15 protein-coding genes and 1 riboswitch are annotated in these 19,107 nt (G+C 68.3%); of the genes, 12 read left to right on the forward strand and 3 right to left on the reverse strand.

Annotated features, from left to right (window positions below):
• The first annotated feature begins 45 nt into the window (after nucleotides 1-45).
• The 3 genes from EFAMC2_RS09345 to EFAMC2_RS09355 are packed head-to-tail and all read left to right on the forward strand — an operon-like array spanning nucleotide 46 to nucleotide 2,841.
• Nucleotides 46-612, forward strand: coding sequence for an Asp23/Gls24 family envelope stress response protein (locus EFAMC2_RS09345; protein WP_154028887.1), 567 nt, complete (start codon nucleotides 46-48; stop codon nucleotides 610-612).
• Between the two features lies 1 nt (nucleotide 613).
• Nucleotides 614-1,996 carry a MurT ligase domain-containing protein gene (locus tag EFAMC2_RS09350; protein WP_187325269.1) on the forward strand — a complete coding sequence of 461 codons (1,383 nt, stop codon included), beginning with the start codon at nucleotides 614-616 and terminating at the stop codon, nucleotides 1,994-1,996.
• On the forward strand, nucleotides 1,993-2,841 hold the full coding sequence (locus tag EFAMC2_RS09355; protein ID WP_261980239.1) for a type 1 glutamine amidotransferase: 849 nt from the start codon (nucleotides 1,993-1,995) through the stop codon (nucleotides 2,839-2,841). Before EFAMC2_RS09350 ends, EFAMC2_RS09355 begins: the two co-directional genes overlap by 4 nt.
• 194 nt (nucleotides 2,842-3,035) lie before the next feature.
• Here EFAMC2_RS09355 and EFAMC2_RS09360 read toward each other — a convergent pair whose 3' ends face one another.
• On the reverse strand, nucleotides 3,036-4,379 hold the full coding sequence (locus EFAMC2_RS09360; RefSeq protein WP_261980240.1) for an amidohydrolase: 1,344 nt from the start codon (nucleotides 4,377-4,379) through the stop codon (nucleotides 3,036-3,038).
• Nucleotides 4,380-4,710: 331 nt separating this feature from the next.
• Nucleotides 4,711-4,816: riboswitch (TPP riboswitch) on the forward strand.
• 71 nt (nucleotides 4,817-4,887) lie between these two features.
• Between EFAMC2_RS09360 and EFAMC2_RS09365 the strand changes: the two genes are divergently transcribed.
• The 4 genes from EFAMC2_RS09365 to EFAMC2_RS09380 all read left to right on the forward strand — a co-directional run bounded on the left by EFAMC2_RS09365 (nucleotide 4,888) and on the right by EFAMC2_RS09380 (nucleotide 8,183).
• Nucleotides 4,888-5,244, forward strand: coding sequence for an MTH1187 family thiamine-binding protein (locus EFAMC2_RS09365; RefSeq protein ID WP_261980241.1), 357 nt, complete (start codon nucleotides 4,888-4,890; stop codon nucleotides 5,242-5,244).
• A gap of 4 nt (nucleotides 5,245-5,248) precedes the next feature.
• Entirely contained in the window at nucleotides 5,249-6,064 is an 816-nt protein-coding gene (locus EFAMC2_RS09370; RefSeq protein ID WP_154028893.1) for an ABC transporter permease, read from the forward strand.
• Between the two features lie 176 nt (nucleotides 6,065-6,240).
• Nucleotides 6,241-7,302 (forward strand): ABC transporter substrate-binding protein, encoded by a 1,062-nt coding sequence (locus EFAMC2_RS09375; RefSeq protein ID WP_154028895.1) that lies wholly within the window; start codon nucleotides 6,241-6,243, stop codon nucleotides 7,300-7,302.
• A 2-nt stretch (nucleotides 7,303-7,304) separates the two neighbouring features.
• Nucleotides 7,305-8,183 (forward strand): ABC transporter ATP-binding protein, encoded by an 879-nt coding sequence (locus EFAMC2_RS09380; RefSeq protein ID WP_261980242.1) that lies wholly within the window; start codon nucleotides 7,305-7,307, stop codon nucleotides 8,181-8,183.
• A 57-nt stretch (nucleotides 8,184-8,240) separates the two neighbouring features.
• On the opposite strand, the gene EFAMC2_RS09385 is transcribed toward EFAMC2_RS09380, so the two are convergent.
• Nucleotides 8,241-9,626, reverse strand: coding sequence for an FAD-dependent oxidoreductase (locus EFAMC2_RS09385; protein ID WP_154028897.1), 1,386 nt, complete (start codon nucleotides 9,624-9,626; stop codon nucleotides 8,241-8,243).
• A 374-nt stretch (nucleotides 9,627-10,000) separates the two neighbouring features.
• Nucleotides 10,001-11,245: a Gfo/Idh/MocA family protein gene (locus EFAMC2_RS09390; protein ID WP_154028900.1), complete on the reverse strand. Its 1,245-nt coding sequence runs from the start codon at nucleotides 11,243-11,245 to the stop codon at nucleotides 10,001-10,003.
• Between the two features lie 423 nt (nucleotides 11,246-11,668).
• Here EFAMC2_RS09390 and EFAMC2_RS09395 point away from each other — a divergent pair, with 423 nt between their 5' ends.
• The 5 genes from EFAMC2_RS09395 (at nucleotide 11,669) to EFAMC2_RS09420 (ending at nucleotide 18,997) form a co-directional block, all read left to right on the forward strand.
• Nucleotides 11,669-11,899 (forward strand): hypothetical protein, encoded by a 231-nt coding sequence (locus tag EFAMC2_RS09395; protein WP_154028902.1) that lies wholly within the window; start codon nucleotides 11,669-11,671, stop codon nucleotides 11,897-11,899.
• On the forward strand, nucleotides 11,899-12,015 hold the full coding sequence (locus EFAMC2_RS09400) for a nitrous oxide-stimulated promoter family protein (RefSeq protein ID WP_154028904.1): 117 nt from the start codon (nucleotides 11,899-11,901) through the stop codon (nucleotides 12,013-12,015). Before EFAMC2_RS09395 ends, EFAMC2_RS09400 begins: the two co-directional genes overlap by 1 nt.
• Nucleotides 12,016-12,322: 307 nt before the next feature.
• The gene (locus EFAMC2_RS10400) at nucleotides 12,323-15,823 is read left to right on the forward strand and encodes an ABC transporter ATP-binding protein/permease (RefSeq protein WP_154028906.1); all 3,501 of its coding nucleotides are present in this window, start codon (nucleotides 12,323-12,325) and stop codon (nucleotides 15,821-15,823) included.
• A 288-nt stretch (nucleotides 15,824-16,111) separates the two neighbouring features.
• Nucleotides 16,112-17,491 carry a guanine deaminase gene (gene guaD / locus EFAMC2_RS09415; protein ID WP_154028908.1) on the forward strand — a complete coding sequence of 460 codons (1,380 nt, stop codon included), beginning with the start codon at nucleotides 16,112-16,114 and terminating at the stop codon, nucleotides 17,489-17,491.
• A 177-nt stretch (nucleotides 17,492-17,668) separates the two neighbouring features.
• Nucleotides 17,669-18,997: a uracil-xanthine permease family protein gene (locus EFAMC2_RS09420; protein WP_154028910.1), complete on the forward strand. Its 1,329-nt coding sequence runs from the start codon at nucleotides 17,669-17,671 to the stop codon at nucleotides 18,995-18,997.
• Nucleotides 18,998-19,107 lie beyond the last annotated feature (110 nt).

The raw sequence follows: 19,107 nt of genomic DNA on the forward strand, positions 1-19,107 counted from the left end.
GCGCCGCCCCTTTGCCACGCATCACGTTTTCGGATAGGAGAAAGCATGAGCACCCAGGCCACCAACGACACGACCACCACCAAGGCCGATCAGCGCGCGCCACAGACCGCTGGGGAGGCGCCGGCCGCCGAGGAGACGCAGGACAAGTCCATCGAGCCTGCGGACGCCGCCTCAGGAGACCTCACGCTCTCCGACGCCGACGAGGACCTCGACTCGGAGGACTCGCTCACCTTCTCCAACGGCGTCATCGAGAAGATCGTGGCCATCTCCGTGCGCGACGTGCCGGGCGTGCTTGGCATGAAGGGCGGCTTCCTCAACCGCGTGCAGGAGACCTTTGGCGCCTCCGACCCTACCAAGGGCGTCTCCGTGGAGGTCATGCCGGACAACTCCGTGCGCGTGAACATCTCCGTGCTCATCGAGTACGGTGCCTACGCGCCGCAGGTGTTCGAGGACGTGAAGAAGGTCGTCGTCAAGCAGGTCGTGGGCATGACGGGCCTCGAGGTGGGCGGCGTGAACCTTCGCATCGAGGACGTGCTCACGCCCGAGGAGTTCGAGCACATGAAGGGCACGCGCGATGCCGAGGACGCTCCGTCTGAGGACGAGGCGGAGTAGCGTGGGTCTCAGGGGTTCCGTGGCCCAGGGCCTGGGCCGAGCCACGTCATGGGGCCTGCGGACGGTGCTTGGGCGCTCCGCCTCGCAGCTGCCCGGGCGCGTGGCGCTGACGGTTGACCCGCACCTCATCGGCGAGCTGGCGCACAAGCTGCGTCGCGGCTCGGTGGTGGTGTGCGGCACCAACGGCAAGACCACGACGAACAACGTGCTGGCAAACGCCATCGAGGCGAGCGGCGCCACGGTGCTGTGCAACCGCGCGGGCGCCAACATGGCCCCGGGCGTGGCGGCGGCACTTTTGCCCGGCAGCTCCGCCGACTGGGGCGTCATGGAGGCCGACGAGCTCTCCACCATCAACATCCTGCCCGAGCTTCGTCCGCGCTACCTCGTGCTGCTCAATCTCTTCCGTGACCAGCTTGACCGCGCCGGCGAGATCGACCGCGTGCAGGACGTCATTGTGAGCGCGCTTGCCGCCTCGCCGGAGACGGTGCTCGTTGCCTGCGGAGACGACCCGCTCACCATGGGCGTGGCGCGCCGTGCGGCCGAGGCGGGCACCAAGGTCATGACCTTTGGCATTGCGGAGGACCTGCACCTGCCGGCAGACCGCGTGCCCGAGGCCCGCTTCTGCCAGGTGTGCGGGGCCGAGCTCGGCTACGCCTACCGCAGCTACGCGCAGCTGGGCGCCTTCCTGTGCCCCAACGGGGACTTCTCGCGCCCCAAGCTCACCTGGCGCGCCACGAACGTGGCCGTGGGCCGCACGGGCGTGGGCTTTGACGTGGCGGGCGAGGGCATCGACGGCACGGTGCGCGTGCGCGCGAGCTTCGGCGGCGTGTACATGGTCTACAACCTGCTGGCCGCATTCGTGGCCGCCCAGCTCGCCGGGGTTGACGCCGAGACCTTCCAGCGCGCGTTGGATGGCTACCACCCCGAGAATGGCCGCCTGCAGCACTTCCGTGTGGACGGGCGCGAGGTGGTGCTCAACCTCGCCAAGAACCCCACGGGCTTCAACCAGAACATCTCGCTCATGCTTGCGGACGACCGCAAGAAAGCCGCCTTCTTCGTCATCAACGACGACTACAACGACGGCAAGGACATCTCCTGGATATGGGACGTGGACTTCGAGCGCCTGGCCGTGGGGGCCGAGCGCGTCCACGGCCAGGCGGCGGAGCCCGGTGACCTCACCGTGGTGGCCGGCGGGCACCGTGCCGAGGACGTGCGCGTGCGCATGAAGTACGCCGGCATCCAGGCGCCTGTGGCCCACACCGTGCGCGAGGCGCTGGACGCCGTGAGCGACCTGCCTGTGGAGCAGCCGCTCTACGTGCTCACGAACTACTCGGCGCTCTGGCCGGCCAAGGCCGAGCTGGAGGGAATGGGGGAGCGCCTGTGAGCGACGACATGACTGCGCGGCGCGAGGCGGAGGCCATCACTGCGGCTGTGAATGCTGCCGCCTGGACGGGGCCGGCCGCAGGCGACGGTGCCGGCGGCACGGCGGGCGGCCGCTCCTTGCGCATCGCGCACCTCTACCCGGAGCTCCTGAACCTCTACGGAGACTCGGGCAACATCCTCACGCTGCGCAAGCGCCTCGAGTGGCGCGGCATTGGCTGCAAGGTGGACGAGGTCCACGTGGACGACCGCCCCAGCTTTGTGGGCGTGGACGTCGCCTTCATCGGCGGCGGCTCAGACCGCGAGCAGAAGATCGTCTGCGACCACTTGCTCGCCGAGCAGGCGGAGCTCCGCGCCTTCGTGGAGGACGGAGGCGTGCTGCTCGCCGTCTGTGGTGGCTACCAGCTGCTGGGGCACTCCTACCTCATGGGAGACGAGAAGGTCGAGGGCCTCTCACTCGTGGACCTCTTCACGGACCGCGGCAGCCCCCGCCTGATCGGCAACATCGCGGTGGAGAGCCGCATCTCGCCGCAGCCGATTGTGGGCTACGAGAACCATGGCGGCCGCACGCATCTGGGCCCGGGGGTGGAGCCGCTCGGCAAGGTCGTGCACGGCCATGGCAATGACGGCACTACGGGCGAGGAGGGCTGCCTCTACAAGAACGTGGTGGGCACCTACATCCACGGGCCGCTGCTGCCCAAGAATCCCGGCGTGGCGGACTACGTGCTGGGGTGCGCCCTCGAGCGCAAGTATGGCTCGGGCGCGCTCGAGCCCCTCGATGACGAGGCGGAGCTCGCCGCCAACAAGGCCATGTTCGACCGCCTCGTGAGCGGCGAGGAGAAGGAGTAGCGCCGCTCGGGCGACGGACCACTCGGGGGCGACGAGTTGCCGCTGTCGCGGATGGCGTCGGCGTGAGCGGCGCCCGCCGCCGTTATGGCCGATGCCTGGTTCGAGGCGCCGGCGCCTTGCGAGAGGGGTTTCCGCTATTGGCGTGCGATGCCTGCGTGGATGGGCCCGCCGCGGCCTGAGTGCCGCGGCGGGACCTACTGCGCCAGGAAGTCGTGCGCGTACTGGGCGGCGAGCATGGTGCCACGGATGAAGACCGACTCGTCAGGGTCGTACTTGGGACTGTGCTGCGGCCACACCTTGCCGCTCTTGTCGGCCGTGCCGGAGCCCAGGAACACGAAGACGCCAGGCTTGCGCTTGAGATACTCGGAGAAGTCCTCGCCTGGCATCGAGCCCTGGTAGGTGACGAGCGCGTCTGTGCCCAGCACCTCGGTGGCCGCACGGGCCGCGAGCTCGCTCGCCTCGGGCGTGTTCACGACGGTGGAGTGCGCCACCTCGTACTGCAGCGTGGCGGTGCAGCCGTAGGCCGCCGCGGTGTCCTGTGCCATGCGCTCCATGAGCTGGGGAATCCTTTTGTGCGCGGCCTCGTGGAAGGTGCGCACCGTGCCCTCCATCCAGGCCGTTCCGGCCATGACGTTGCGCGCGGTGCCACCGTGGAACTGGCCCACCGTCACCACCGCGGGCTCGAACGGGCTCATGTTGCGCGCCACGATGGCCTGGAGGCTCTGGACGATGGCGGCGCCCGCGAGCACCGCGTCGGCGCCCTGGTTGGGCATGGCGCCGTGGGCGCCGCGACCGGTCACGTCGATGCGCCACCAGTCGGTTGCCGCCATGCGCGGGCCGGCCTCGCAGCTGATCTTGCCTGCCGGGACGTCGCTCCAGATGTGCTGGCCCCATACACCGTCGACGCCGTCCAGCACGCCGCACTCGATCATGGACTTGGAGCCGTTGCCGCCCTCCTCGGCCGGCTGGAACACGAGGCGAATCTCGCCGTGCAGTTCGTCGGTGAGCTTGGTGAGCATGCGCGCCGCGCCCAGCAGCATGGCGCCGTGGCAGTCGTGCCCGCAGGCATGCATGCAGCCGGGGTTGAGGGACTGGAAGGGCTCGCCGGTCTGCTCGGTCACGGGCAGGGCGTCGATGTCTGCGCGCATCATGAGGCGGCGGCGCGGCTTGCCGTCCTTGTCGTAGGCGTCCGGCGCCGTACCGCGGATGGTGGCCACCACGCCCGTCTCGCGCGGGCGGGTGTAGGGGATGCCGAGGGCGTCGAGCTCTGCGCAGATGTGCTCGGTGGAGGCGAACTCCTTGTAGCCAAGCTCTGGATGAGCGTGGAGCCAGCGGCGCTGGTCGATGACGTAGTCCGAGGTCTCGGGGGCCATCTCGTGAATCTTGTCGGCAGCCCGGGCGCTGTCGTCTGCGTGGGCGAGGCGCTCGTGGGCGTTGCGGGCGATGGCGCCCAGCGCCTCGCGCGCCTGCTCGCGGGCCTCGCGATGCACCTCCCCGCGAGACTTGATGCGTGACGTTGTGCTCGACCTGGCGTCCATGTGAGCTCCCAACCCGCCGCGGCGCTTTGCTGCGGCGTCGGATTCGAACCGGCCGCGATGGCTCGTGCGGCCGCGCTTGCCTATGGGCAGGGTAGCACGCGAGGGGCTTGCGCGGCCAAGGGAGGCGCGGCGCCATGGGGCGAGGCACGCGGCGCATGGGTGCGACTCGGCATCGTGGGGCCACGCGGCACCGTGGCTCCAGGCCACCGCCCAGTCAACGGGGCCGCGTGGCCAAGCGGGGCGTCGCCCGCCTGCGCACCCGGGCTTACGGGGCGCGCGCCCAACCGTGGCTCTTGAATCTGCCATGGCATACGTCGCATTTGGTACACTGCCTGAGGACGAGGGGAGCTGGGGCAAGCCCGGCTGAGAGGGAGGCAATCCTCCGACCCGACCTGATCTGGGTAATGCCAGCGTAGGGACCGACTCGCGCGAAAGCGCACCACGGCCCTTGCCTGTGGCGGGGGGGCGTGCCCTCGCGGAAAGCGAGGTTCTGACTATGGAGTGCAGCGTGGCCATCCAGGTACTGCCAATGGACGCCGCAAGTGACGAGGAGACCGTCCGCGTCGTGGACGCCGTCATCGCCGAAATCGAGAAATACGACGTGAACCCCTACGTGGGGCCGTTCGAGACCACCATCGAGGGCGACTACGACACCTGCATGGACGTGCTCAAGAACTGCCAGCTCGTGGCCGCCAAGGCCGGGTGCGGGCACGTCATGACGTACGTCAAGATCAACTATCGCCCCGGTGGCTCGGTGCTCTCGACCGAGCAGAAGGTGGGCAAGTACCACGCCACGGACTCTGCCTTCGGGGCTACCGGCATCTCCGAGGGCTGCGGCTTCACACGCCCGGGCGAGGGGGCATAGGGCCATGGCCGCCAACGCGAAGGGGCGCGGGGCGGCTGGGGCTGGGGGCACCCGGGAGCGCTTCGACCATAGCCGTTGGCTCGCGCCCGCGCTCACCGTCGTGGGCGTGCTCGTCATCTGGCAGCTCGCGTGCTCCGTGGGCCTCGTGCCAAGCTATCTCCTGCCGAGTCCGGTGCAGGTGGTCGAGGCGCTCGCCACCGACGCCGGTCTGCTGGCGGGGCACGCGGTCGTCACGATTGAGGAGGCGGTGGTTGGCCTCGTGCTCGGCGTGCTCGTGGGCTTTGGGGTTGCCCTGCTCATGGACCGCTTCGAGCTCGTGTACCGCGCGTTGGATCCGCTTATCACCATCTCGCAGACCATTCCCACCGTGGCCATCGCGCCGCTGCTCGTGCTCTGGTTTGGCTACGATTTGCTGCCCAAGGTGCTGCTCGTGGTGCTCACGACGTTCTTTCCGGTTACGGTGGCGCTTGCGAGTGGCTTCAGGAGCGTGGACCCAGACGTCGTCGACCTCATGCGCACGATGAACGCGAGCCGCTGGCAGGTCTTCCGCTTTGCCAAGCTTCCTGCGTCGGCCGGCCAGTTCTTCGCCGGCCTGCGCATCAGCGCCACGTATGCCGTTGTGGGTGCCGTGGTGGCCGAATGGCTCGGCGGCTTTTCCGGCCTGGGCGTGTACATGACGCGCGTGCGCAAGTCGTACTCCTACGACAAGATGTTCGCCGTCATCCTGCTCATCTCGGTGCTGTCGCTGCTGCTCATGGGCCTCGTGGGGCTCATTCAGCGCGGCTGCATGCCGTGGGAGCGCGCGGAGCGCAAGAAGTAGGGCCTAGGGGCGCCCTCGCGTGCCTCGCGGCGCGCCCCGCCTTGGGCGAGGCCGTGGCGCCGGCACGCAACAGCCCCGCGCCTTGCGGTCCGCGGTGGGGTCGCTGCGTGCTTCCGGCATCCGCCGCGTGACTTCGGCATCCAATCTCAGCAACCATTCCTACGAAGGGATCAACCATGAACAATCGCACCATCTCGCGTCGCTGGTTCGTCGGAGCCTCCGGCATCGCCGCCGCCACGGCGGGCCTTGCCCTCGCCGGCTGCGGCCAGAGCGGCAGCAACGGCGGTCAGGCGGCCGCGTCGGGCGCCAGCGCCACCTCCGGCTCCGGTGACGCCACGAAGCTCACCTTCGTCCTCGACTACACGCCCAACACCAACCACACGGGCATCTACGTGGCCATTGCCAAGGGCTACTACGCCGAGGAGGGCCTGGACGTGGAGGTCGTGCAGCCGCCCGAGGACGGCGCCGACGCGCTCGTGGGCACCGGCAAGGCCCAGCTTGGCATGAGCTACCAGGATGTCATGGCCAACTACCTCGGCTCCGACGACCCGCTGCCCGTCACGGCCATCGCCGCCACCATCCAGCACAACACGAGCGGCATCATGAGCCGCCAGGGCGACGGCATCACGCGCCCCAAGGGCATGGAGGGCAAGCGTTACGCCACGTGGGACCAGGACGTCGAGAAGGCCATCGTCAAGAGCGTCGTGGAGACCGACGGCGGCGACTTCTCTAAGGTTCAGCTCATTCCGGCCGGCACCTCCGACGAGGTGAGCGGTCTCAAGGCCAACGAGTTCGACTGCATCTGGGTCTACGAGGCCTGGGCCGTGCAGAACGCGAAGGTCCAGGGCTTCGCCTATGACTACTTCGCCTTCCGCGACATCGACTCGGCGTTCGACTACTACACGCCGGTGGTCATCGCCAACAACGACTTCCTCAAGGACAACCCCGACCAGGCCAAGGCCTTCCTGCGTGCCACCAAGAAGGGCTTCGAGTTTGCCGAGCAGAATGCCGACGAGGCCGCGCAGATCCTTGTTGACGCCGCGCCCGAGGTTGACCCCGAGCTGGCCAAGACGAGCCAGGAGTTCCTTGCGGATCAGTACACCGCCGATGCCTCCAGCTGGGGCGTCATCGACGGTGAGCGCTGGGCGAAGTTCTACACGTGGATGAACGACAACCAGCTCACCCCGGTGGCGCTCGACACCAACGGCGGCTTCTCGATGGACTACCTGGAGGCGTAGTGATGTCTGGTGCGCAGGGGCAGGCGGCTTGGGTCGGGGCCGCCGGTGCGGTGGGGTCGTCTGCCGGCGCGCGCATGGGCGAGGCGGCAGACGCGGGTGCCGGTGCGGCAGCCGGCGTGGGTGCCGATGCGGCGGCGCTCGAGGTCGAGGACCTTTCGCTCTCGTGGGACGGCTCGCCTGTGGTGCGCGGCGTTTCGCTCGCCGTTGCGGCGGGCGAGATGGTGTGCCTGGTGGGACGCTCCGGCTGCGGCAAGACGACGCTCTTCCACGGCCTGGCGGGCCTCTCCGTGCCCGATGCCGGGCGCGTGCTGCTGCATGGCGAGGATGTGACCGGCAAGCCCGGGCGCGTCTCGTACATGCTGCAGAAGGACCTGCTGCTGCCCCAGCGCACCATCATCGACAACGTGTGCCTGCCGCTGCTGCTGGCCGGCGCGGCCAAGCGCGAGGCCCGCGCCAAGGCCGAGCCGCTCTTCGAGCGCTTTGGCCTGGCGGGCACCGAGCGCAGCTACCCGAGTCAGCTCTCCGGCGGCATGCGCCAGCGCGCGGCCCTGCTGCGCACCTACCTCATGGACAACGACGTGGTGCTCATGGACGAGCCGTTCAGCGCGCTCGACGCTCTCACGCGCCGCGACATGCGCGGCTGGTTCCTGTCCATGGTGAGCGACCTTGGCATCTCGTGCGTGCTCATCACGCACGACGTGGACGAGGCCGTGGAGATGGCCGACCGCATCCTCGTGATGCGTGGCCGTCCCAACGAGGGCGAACCGAGCTCGCTCGTGGGCGAGGTGGCCATCGCCGCCCCGCGTGCCGAGCGAGCCGACTGGCTGCTCACGCCCGACTCCCTCGCCGTCAAGCGTCGCGTCCTCGAGCTGCTGGGGTAGGGGCGGGGCGGCGGAGCCTATCAGGCTCTTCGTGGCTTAAGCGCCCGGCCAGGTGGTCTACCTGTCCTGCTCGGCCACGGCCTGCATGGCGAGTGCGCCGATGTAGTTGACGGGCTGCGAGAAGTTGGGCTGGAACAGCAGGTCTACGCCGGCGAGCTGGTCGATGGTGAAGCCGGCCTGGATCGCGATGGACACGGCGTTGGCGGCCTGGCCCACGTCGGGCTGCTTGCTCAGGAACTGGGCGCCCTTGACGATGCGCGTGTGCGGGTCCCACACGAGCGTGGCCGTCACGGGCGTGGTCGTGAGCATGAAGTCGGGGCGGTAGTCCTGCACGAGGGTGGTGGAGCGCAGGTCGAGTCCGCGCGCCTGGGCGCCGCCCAGCGTGAGGCCGGTGGCGGCGAGCGAGAGGTCGTAGAGCTGCACGGCGCTCGTGGCCTGGGTGCCCATGCTGCGCATCACCGGCTCGTTCACGTTAGCGGCCGCCACGATGGCCTGGCGCACGGCGTTGGTGGCCAGCGGGATGTAGTCGAAGGTGCCCGTGGGGTTGTAGCGGATCACGGCCGCGTCGCCGGCAACGAACACGTCGCCCGTGGGCTCCTCGGAGCCGGGCAGGTAGGCGCGCATGTACTCGTCGGTCTTGATGGCGCCGTTCTTGAGCATCTGGAGCTGGCCCGCAAAGAGGTCCGTGCGCGGCAGGAATCCGGCGCCCAGGATGGCAAAGTCCGCGTGGTAGGTGCCCTTGGTGGTCACCACGGTGACGCCCGTGCCGTCCTCTTCGGCCACGAATTCGCTCACGAACTGGTCCATGGCGAGCGTCACGCCGTGGGCCTCGAAGGCGCGCGCGACCTCGCCGCAGATGGGCTCGTCGAAGTTCTTGGCAAGCACGCGGGGCAGGCCGTCGATGAGGACGGAGTGCACGCCGATCTCGCTGAACTGCTCGGCCAACTCGGTGCCGATGTAGCCGGCGCCGATGACCGCGACCTCCTTGGCCGTCTTGGCGCGCTCCTTGATCTCCTTGCCATGGCCCCAGTTCTTGGAGAAGACCACCTGGCCGGCCTCGAGGCACTCGGCGAGTCCCTTGATGGGCGGCTCGACGGGCTTGGAGCCGGTGGTGATGTAGAGCTTGTCGAAGGTGCAGGTGCTTTCCTCGCCCGTCTCGAGGTCGCGGGCCTTGAGGGTCTTGCCGGCAACGTCGACGCTCGTGACGTCGGTGCGCATGTGCATGTGGGCTCCCGCCTCGGCAAGGGCCTCGGGGCTGGAGTAGAACATGCGGGCCGGGTCGCTCACGTGGCCGCCCACCCACAGGGCGATGCCGCATGAGAGGAATGACAGCGAGTCGTTGCGCTCGAAGACGTGGACGGTCCAGTCGGGGTGGGCGGCGAGGAGCTGGGAGGCGGCAAAGGTGCCGGCGTGGGTGCAGCCGATGATGGCGACGGTGGTCATGGATATCCCTTCTGTGGCATGTCAGTGACGGGGCGGCTCGTGCCCGGGGTGGGGGCCGCCGCCCTTGCGGATGTCACGCGCAGCGAGAGCTTGTGCTGCGCGCGCATATGCTACTAAAGAGATAGCATATTGAGGCACGGGAGCGAGACGTCCAATCGGCGTGTGGACGGCTGGCTCTGCGAGCGGCGTCGGTGGCGCTGCCGGATGCCGTTCGGCGTGCGTCGCGCGCCGTCTGCCTTGAGGTGCCCCTTGTTGGCCCCCGGCGTCTCGGGCAAGCGTGCGGCCCGAGCTGCCGGGGGCCGCCGTCGTGGCGGGCAAGCGCACGGACGGCGTTGCCTGCCGGTCACCCCATGACTCCGACCTTTCCTCGGGCCTTATCGGTCCGCCGGGAATACGATGCCCGTCTGCTTGCGAATCTCGTCACAGATTCGAAGCGAGGCGAGCGTCACGTCGCGGAAGCGCGTGGTCGCGGCGCCGGCGGAGAGGCGGCCCCACATCGTGTCGACGTCATCGCCGGCAACAAGGGAGGCAAAGTCGCGCAGCTCGTAGACCATGCTGTTTGAGCAAGGCGTCATGGGGAGCTCCTCCTCGGAGCCGTCCGAGCTCGTGAGCGCGGCGGTGGCGGCGCCTCGCGTGGCGGTGCCGCGCAGGCGGAGCGTGGCGCGCTGCGGCACGTTTACCGAGTCGAGGGCGATGGTGCCCAGCTCGCCCTCAAGCTGGCAGGGGAGGAAGTCCTGGGAGACCTTGGAGTAGGCAAGCTCGGCGATGAACGCACCCCTCCTGCTTGTGACTGCGTCTGTGTCCCTGCCCGCGCCCTTGCCCACGCCAGTACCCGCGCCTGCGGCCGCGCCCGCGCCAATGCCTGCGTCCATGGCCGCGCTGGCATGGGTGCCAGCATGTGTGTTTGCGTCCGCGCCACCCTCCTCGCCATAGCGGCAGAGCACCGAGCCTGCGCCGTCGATGGCGCCGCCGGTGAGCTCGTTGCCCGCCGTGCCGGCGAGCAGGGCAGCCGCCTGAATCGAATCGGGCGCGCCAAAGGCGGCCACCATTGGCTCCACGCAGTAGATGCCCAGGTCCATGAGGGCACCTGAGGCCATGCGGGTATCAAAGATGTTCGTGTGGCGGCCGGCGAGCATGTCGTCGTAGCGCGAGGAGTACTTGCCGTAGCGCAGGCTCACGCGGCACAGGCGTCCCAGGCGTCGCAGCGCCGCGACGACGGTGGCCCAACCGGGGTCATGGACGGGCCGCATGGCCTCCATGGCCACGACCCCGTGGAGGTCTGCGGCGGCAAAGAGCTCCTCCGCCTCGTAGGCGTTGGCGCACAGGGACTTCTCCACCAGCACGTGCTTGCCGCCGCGCATGCAGGCGAGGGCCTGCTCGAGGTGGCAGGCGTTGGGGGTGGCGATGTAGACGGCGTCGACCGAGTCGCTTGCGGCGAGTTCGTCGAGCGAGGTGAAGGGCGTGGTGCCGTCGTGGCGCTCCGTGAAGACACGGGCGGTGTCCGCGTTGCGCGAGAGGGTTCCCACGTAGGAGATGCGCCCGACCGAGGCGGCGGCATCGAGCAGGCTGTCACCGATCGTGCTGGTGCCGATGGTGGCGAGGCGAATCGTGTCGCTCATGGGAACCCCCTAGGCCGAGACCGCGCACGTATGCCGAGGCTGTGCGCGACTGCGCGCGACTGCGCGCTTGTGACCATCGTAGCGCGCCCAAACGGTCGGAAACGATATTCGTGGGGGACGATTCGGCGCCGCGCTCAATTGATAATCCCATGACAGACTCCCTCCCGGAGGGCGAGGGTCGGGCGCCGGCCCTCGCCCATCTTCAGCAATGCCGCATTCGGACATCGTTTTGGTTCCGAGCGGACCCTCTCGCGCGTGCGCGCGATAAATTAGCCATGGGTAACTAGAAGCTTCGCGAGGGAAGGGACCCATGGCTGCCTTCAAGAAGGCTAACGACAGACGCTCCGTTCGATATCAGGCCAGCTGTCCCAAGGGAGGTACCGACGTGCTCTCGAGCTATGCCGTCTTTGATGGCATCTCGTTTTGGATGAGCGATATACGCTCCGAGGCATCGTATCTGGCCGCAAGGGGTCCTACCTGGGCAGTGTTCGCATCGGTGGCGTGGAGCTGCGCGACGCCACGGCCGCCTCGCTCATGCGCGCGGTGGCGCGGCTGCGCGATGCCGGCAAGACCATCGTGCTCGTGAGCCACAGGGCCAGCACCTGCGCGTTTGCGGACAGGTTCTACTCGGTCGAGCGCGGGCGGCTGAGCTAGTGGCTGCCCGCCGCGCCGAGGAGTCCGAGATGGTCTCCGAGATGATTGCCCTGTGGTGCCGCGGGCACCACAGGGGCGTGACGCTCGAGGCCAAGCGCGCCGCCGGGAAGGCCTGAGATGCGGTAGGGTTGCGGCGGGCATATGGCGTGGACTTATTTCTCATGCGGCGTCGTGCTTTGACTGGGGAATGCCTGTTTGGTTGTGGGGTGCTTGCGCGTCGTACGCGGGGTTGGGGACCGCCGGGCACTGCCGCGTTGCGTGCGTGGCCTGGGTATCACGCGTGGGTCATGGCTACGATTTCCGTCTGCGGCGACCAGGCCCCGGGCTCCGCTTGCGGTGCCTCGAGTCATAATTGTCATCAGACGTCCATAGCTGGCCACCTTGCGGCGCCATGGACACAGTCATCCCACCCCAAGGAATTCCATGATTGAAATCAAGGGCATACGCAAGTCGTACAAGACCGGGGACTTTGTCCAGAAGGCCCTCGACGGCGTCTCCATCACGTTTCGCGAGAGCGAGTTCGTAGCCGTGCTGGGCCCGTCCGGCTCCGGCAAGACCACCTTCCTCAACATCCTCGGCGGCTTTGACCACGCAGACTCCGGCGACATCGTCGTGAGCGGCGTCTCCACCAAGGACTACTCCGACAAGGATTGGGACACCTACCGCAACCACCGCATCGGCTTCATCTTCCAGAGCTACAACCTCATCCCGCACCAGACCATCCTGGCAAACGTCGAGCTCGCACTCACCCTCGCGGGCGTCGGCAGCGCCGAGCGCCGCGAGCGTGCCCGTGCCGCGCTCGAGCGCGTAGGCCTGGGCGAGCACGTGAGCAAGCGCCCAGCCCAGCTCTCCGGCGGCCAGATGCAGCGCGTGGCAATCGCCCGCGCGCTCGTGAACGACCCCGAGATCGTGCTGGCCGACGAGCCCACTGGCGCGCTCGATACCGAGACGGGCATCCAGGTCATGAACATCCTGGCCGAGGTGGCCCGCGACCGTCTCGTTATCATGGTCACGCACAACCCGCAGCTCGCGGAGGACTACGCCACGCGCATCGTGCGCATCAAGGACGGCCGCATCGTGGACGACTCGCGCCCCATTGCGCCCGAGGAGGTTGCCGGCGAGCTCGAGCGCGCCAAGGCCTCGGCCGCCCCGCGCAAGCGCTCCTCGATGAGCTTCCTCACGGCGCTCTCGCTCTCGGCGAACAACCTCATGACCAAGAAGGGCCGCACCATCATGACGGCCTTTGCCGGCTCCATCGGCATCATCGGCATCGCGGCGATCCTGGCGCTGTCCAATGGCGTGAACGGCTACATCGCCAAGGTGGAGGAGGACACGCTCTCGAGCTACCCGCTCTCCATCGCGCGGCAGAGCTACGACCTCACAAGCATGCTGACCGGCGACGACGCGGACGGCTCGGATGGCGCGGACGGCTCCGGAGCAGACGCGACGAGCGGCTCGGATGAGTCTGCGACGAGCGGGTCTGCCGCGAACGCATCTACCACCGACGCCGCCGCTGCCGTGGACACCTCCGCCGCCATCCCCGAGGCCACCATGCTCAAGGACATGTTCGCGAGCGTGAAGTCCAATGACATGTCGAGCTTCAAGCAATTTCTCGACGCGGGTGGCGATGGCATATCAGACGAGGTCAACGCCATCCAGTACGACTACGGCGTGACGCCGTTGATCTATCGGCAGACCGGCGGGAACTCGGCGACGGGCGAGGGCACCGGCGGCGACGCGGCGGCGAGCGATAGTGCAACGGAGTCGGGCGAGGGAGACGGCAGCGAAGGTGCTGAAGCGGCCTCGGGCGGTAACGACGCTGGCGCCGACGCCGCCGCAGGCTCCGACGCCCCCGTCAAGCTCAGCCCCAACGCGATGTCGTCGGCCATGAGCGGAGGCGCCTCCAGTGCCGCCACCGCCGGCACGATGATGGGCTCCTCGAGCGCCTTCAACGAGATGATCGACGACCAGGGCCTGCTCTCCTCCCAGTACGACGTGGTGGCCGGCCGCTGGGCCTCCGCCCCGGACGAGGCGGTGCTCGTGCTCTCGCGCAGCGGCAAGGTGAGCGACTACACCCTCTACAGCATCGGCGTGCTGGACATCGATGAGCTCAACCGTCTCGTGAACAGCACCATGAGCGCCGACGGCACGGTGGAGGTGCCCGAGACGGACGTGAGCTTCACCTGCGATGACGCCCTGGGCCTCACGTTCAAGGTCCTGAGCCCGTCCGATACCTACCGCAAGAACGACGAGACCGGCGGCTGGACCGACATGTCTGACGACGCTGACTTCATGCGCGGCGCCGTGGCCGACGGCCTCGATCTCAAGATTGTGGGCGTGGTGAAGCCCAACGGCACCTCTGACGCCAACTCCCTCACGCAGGGCGTGGCCTACACCCACGGGCTCACCGAGGAGCTCATGGCCCGCGCCGCCGCCTCGCCCATCGTGCAGCAGCAGCTCGCCAACCCGGACGTTGACGTCTTCACCGGCAAGACCTTTGACGAGCTCCAGAGCGAGAGCAAGCAGGGCCTGGACCTTTCGAGCCTCTTCTCCGTGGACGAGGACGCCATCCGAGGGGCCTTCAAGTTCGACACCTCCAAGCTGGGCGCCGGGCTCGACCTCTCCGGCTTCGACTTCTCGGGCCTCGACATGGGCAGCATGAGCATCGACCTCTCGGGCGTGGCGGGCGACATCGACCTCTCCCAGGTGGTGTCCGGCGCGCCGAGCCCAGACTTCTCCGGCATCCTCGACGGCCTGGTGCAGGACCCGCCGCTCACGGCCGACGAGACCGAGCAGGTCGTGCGCCTGGGCGGCAACCTCGTGAGCGGCTACCTTCAGTGGCTGCGCACAAACGGGGGAGACCTGAGCCCCCAGGATCCCGAGCTTGGCCAGAAGCTGCTCCAGAAGTTCCAGGTCTACGTGCAGACGGAGGAGGCCCAAGGCATCCTCGCGCAGGTGGTGGCCATCGCTGGCCAGCCCGTGAGTGAGCGCATTCAAGAGATCGCGTCCAACTACGTCTCCAACCAGCTCGCGCCCTACATGCAGCAGACTATGCAGCAGATGATGACTCAGGTGGGCCAGCAGGTGGGCTCGGCCATCTCCTCGCAGATCCAAGGCCAGCTCACGAGCGCCATGACGAGCATGATGGGCCGGCTCTCCAGCCAGCTCTCCTCCCAACTCGCGCAGAACATGCAGGGCGCGTTCTCCGTCGACGCGACGGCCTTTGCCAACGCCATCCACTTCAACATGACGGCCGAGGACCTGAGCTCGCTCATGCAGAGCTACGCCAACGCGAGCCGCCTCACCTACGACAACAACCTCACCACGTTGGGCAACGCGGACGAGGCCAACCCGCAGGCCATCAAGATCTTCCCCAAGGACTTCGCCGCCAAGGAGCGCGTGCTCGAGCACATCGACGCCTACAACCAACAGATGCGCGACGCCGGCACGGACGACAAGGTCATCTCCTACACGGACTACATGGGCGTGATCATGGGCAGCGTCACCGACATCGTGAACATGATCTCGCTCGTGCTCATCGCCTTCGTGTCCATCAGCCTCGTGGTGAGCTCGATCATGATTGGCATCATCACCTACATCAGCGTGCTCGAGCGCAAGAAGGAGATCGGCATCCTGCGCGCGATGGGCGCCTCCAAGCTCAACGTGGCCAACGTCTTCAACGCCGAGACGATCATCGAGGGGCTCATCGCCGGCGTGTTCGCCATCCTCGTGGTGCTCATCGTGTCGGTGCCGGTGAATGCCTGGGCGCTGGCGGCGCACAACGTGCCCAACATCATGATGTTGCCCGTGGGCTCGGCGCTCGCGCTCATTGGCATATCGGTGCTGCTCACGCTGGTGGCCGGCCTCATCCCAAGCGTGGGTGCCAGCCGCCGCGACCCGGTGGAGGCCCTGCGCAGCGAGTAGGGGCGCCCCGCGCGATGGCCCGCACGGCATGCGACGGCCTGTGTGACCTGCCGCGCATGTCTGCCCGAGCGTATCCAACTTCCAGCATATTCAGCCGGGGGAGGCCCGTTTCTCCGCCGCCCATCTCCGCCCGGGGGCACGCGCAGGTCCGCGCCCCCGGGCGGCGCGCCGTTTGGGTGCTACGGCTGTGCTAGACTGCCCCTTTGTCATCGCGCCAGAGATGACGTCAGCCTGCCTGCCGCCAAGCCTCGCGCTCGGTTGGCGCGGCATAACACGGAGGAGGGGCCCATGAGCCTGCCGTCTGCCCGAACGTTCCTTGGGACGTTCTTCCATACCCCGAGCTACGGGAAGGTGGAATGTCTCGCAAACGCACTCGTGGAGACCGACGACAGCGGCACCATCACTTCCGTGACGCTGCCGGCAGACGAGGGCTACGCCGAGCGCGAGTGCGCTGCCCGCGAGGCCGGCACCCTCGTCGAGCTGGGGGAGGGCAAGGTTGTCCTGCCTGGCTTCGTGGACCTGCACGTGCACGCGCCGCAGTGGCCCCAGAGCGGCATCGCGCTCGACGAGCCGCTCAACGTCTGGCTCGACAAGCGCACCTTCCCGCTCGAGTCCAAGTACGCAGACCTCGAGTTTGCCCGGCGCGTGTACGCCGACCTCGTGCACCAGCTGCTTGCCCGCGGCACCACCACCTGTATGTACTTTGGCACCGTGCATGTGGAGCCCACCGTGGAGCTCGCGCGCCAGTGTGCCACCCAGGGCCAGCGCGGCCTCGTGGGCAAGGTCGTCATGGATGACCCTGCCGGCAACCCCAGCTTCTACCGCGACGCCTCCACCGCCTCCGCGCTCGCCGACACCGAGCGCTTCGTGGGCATGGTGGACGCCCTGCGCCCCGGCTGCGCCCAGGGCGTGTGGCCCGTGGTGACCCCGCGCTTCATCCCCAGCTGCACCGACGAGGGCCTGGCGGGCCTTGGCCGCATCGCCAACGAGTCGGGCGCCTTCGTCCAGAGCCACTGCAACGAGGGCCAGTGGGAGCACGACTTCGTCTTCGAACGCTTTGGCAAGAGCGACGCCGAGGCCCTCTATGACTATGGCCTGCTGCGCGAGAAGTCCGTCATGGCGCACTGCACCTTCCTCACCGAGGCCGACGGGCGCCTGTTCGCCGAGAGCGGCGCGGCCGTTGCCCACTGCCCCATCTCGAACGCCTACTTTGCCAACAGCGTGGCGCCGGTACGCCGCCTGCGCGCCCAGGGCGTGCGCATGGGCCTGGCCACCGACATCTCCGGCGGCTTCTCGCCGAGCATGTACGACAACATCCGCCAGGCCGTCATGGTCTCCCGCGTGCGCGAGGACGGGGTCGACGCCCTGGTGGCGCAGGACGAGCGCGGCGCGGGCGAGTCGCGCATCTCGAGCGTGGAGGCCCTGTGGCTCGCCACGGCGGGTGGCGCCGAGGCGCTGCGCCTGCCGGTGGGCTCATTCGAGCCCGGCCGCGCCTTCGACGCCCAGGTAATCGACACGCGCCGCCCCGACGCCGACCTCACCGGCTTTGGCGTCTTCGACGGGCCGCGCGACGTGCTCGACCGCGTGCTTTACCTCTCCGTGCCCGAGAACATCCGCCAGGTGTGGGTGCAGGGCGCGCTCGTGCTCGACAAGGACGAGGCTCGCTAGGCGAAGACGATGCCCACCGGGCGGGGATGAGCCTCGCCGGGCGGGCCCCACGGGCGGCGGCGCGCGATGGCGCGCGGCGCCCGCCCCAAGATTCGGTGACCAAGCAGCACCGCGGCAGCCGGCTCGCAGCGACGCGATGGCCTGCCCGATGCCGCCCATTCCAAGGAAGGAAACCACATGGCAGAAACCAACGGCCTCACCGTAGGACCCGAGGAGGACGTGTCCCTGGGCCAGTCCATCGTCCTGGGTCTCCAGCACGTCATGGCGATGGACGTCTACGTCCCGCCGTTCCTGATCGCCACGGCCTTGGCGCTCGCCCCCGGCGACTCCACGGGCCTCATCCAGTCCACGTTCCTCGGCGCTGGTGTGGCCTCGCTCATCCAGGTGCTCTTCTTCCTGCGCCTGCCGGTGTGCCAGGGCCCGTCGTTCGTGCCCGTGGGCGCCATCGTGGGCCTCTACGCCGGCACGCAGGGCTTCGACACCGTCTTTGGCGCCGTGCTCGTGGGCGCCGCGTGCGTGGTCCTGCTCGGCCTCTCCGGCGCGTACAAGTACATCGTGCGCAACTTCGTGCCTCCCATCGTGAGCGGCGCCATCATCATGATCGTGGGCCTCACCCTTCTGCCGAGCGCCTTCTCGAGCAACATCTTCGTGGAGGGCGGCTCGCTCTCCATGGGGCAGAACGTGCTTCTGGCCTGCATCTCCGCGGCCATCATGATCTTCTTCTCCATGCTTGGCGTCTATCGCCCGAGCCTGGGCAAGGTCTTCCGCATCTGCTCGGTCATCCTGGCGCTGGCCATCGGCTCGGTGGTGGCGTGGGCCATGGGCGGCCTCGACCTCTCCAGCGTGGCCGCCGCCCCGTGGCTGAGCCTGCCGCACGTGGCGTTCGTGAACTACGGCCTCTCCCTTGACCCCTCGGCCATCCTGACGATGCTCGTGATCTACGTGGTGCTCCTGGCCGAGACCACCGGCACCTGGTATGCCGTGAGCTCCGTCATCGACGAGCCCCTCACCGACGAGCAGATCAACCGCGGCGTCATCGGCGAGGGCATCGGCTGCCTTGTGGGCGCCTTCCTCGGCTCCACGCCGGTGACCGGCTACTCCACCAACGCCGGCATCATCTCCATCACGGGCGTGGCCAGCCGCAAGGTCTTCGTGGCCGCCTCTGGCTGGTTCATCCTGCTGTCGTTCGTGGGCAAGCTCTCCGCGCTCATCATGACCATCCCGTCCTCGGTGATCGGCGGCGTGTTCGCGGTGGTCTGCACCATCATCATGCTCAACGGCTTCCGCGCCGTGAAGGACGAGCCGCTGAGCGAGCGTCAGCTCTACATCATCGGCGTCCCCATCGCCGTGGCCATGGGCCTGCTCAACCTCCCTGCCGACCTCTCCTCCGCCGCGCCGCAGTTCGTGCAGTTCCTGCTCGACTCGCCCATCGCGGTGAGCGCGCTGGTGGCCATCGTCCTCAACAAGCTGCTGCCCGAGCGCACCGTGGCCAAGTCACGGGAGTAGACGCCCGGCCCTGAGCTAAACCCGGCAGCCTCTTCGAGCGCGCCGACCCCCATTCGGAGGGGTCGGCGCGCTCTTTTTCTCGAGATGGCGGGGAGGGGGTATGCTTGAGG

It is taken from the genome of Olsenella uli (genome assembly GCF_901212655.1).
GTDB lineage: Bacteria > Actinomycetota > Coriobacteriia > Coriobacteriales > Atopobiaceae > Parolsenella > Parolsenella uli_A.

Coding starts and splice junctions, on each gene's coding strand:
- EFAMC2_RS09345 (WP_154028887.1), top strand. CDS start 46: ATGAGCACCCAGGCCACCAACGACACGACCACCACCAAGGCCGATCAG.
- EFAMC2_RS09360 (WP_261980240.1), bottom strand. CDS start 4,379: ATGGACGCCAGGTCGAGCACAACGTCACGCATCAAGTCTCGCGGGGAG.
- EFAMC2_RS09370 (WP_154028893.1), top strand. CDS start 5,249: ATGGCCGCCAACGCGAAGGGGCGCGGGGCGGCTGGGGCTGGGGGCACC.
- EFAMC2_RS09375 (WP_154028895.1), top strand. CDS start 6,241: ATGAACAATCGCACCATCTCGCGTCGCTGGTTCGTCGGAGCCTCCGGC.
- EFAMC2_RS09380 (WP_261980242.1), top strand. CDS start 7,305: ATGTCTGGTGCGCAGGGGCAGGCGGCTTGGGTCGGGGCCGCCGGTGCG.
- EFAMC2_RS09385 (WP_154028897.1), bottom strand. CDS start 9,626: ATGACCACCGTCGCCATCATCGGCTGCACCCACGCCGGCACCTTTGCC.
- EFAMC2_RS09390 (WP_154028900.1), bottom strand. CDS start 11,245: ATGAGCGACACGATTCGCCTCGCCACCATCGGCACCAGCACGATCGGT.
- EFAMC2_RS10400 (WP_154028906.1), top strand. CDS start 12,323: ATGATTGAAATCAAGGGCATACGCAAGTCGTACAAGACCGGGGACTTT.
- guaD (WP_154028908.1), top strand. CDS start 16,112: ATGAGCCTGCCGTCTGCCCGAACGTTCCTTGGGACGTTCTTCCATACC.
- EFAMC2_RS09420 (WP_154028910.1), top strand. CDS start 17,669: ATGGCAGAAACCAACGGCCTCACCGTAGGACCCGAGGAGGACGTGTCC.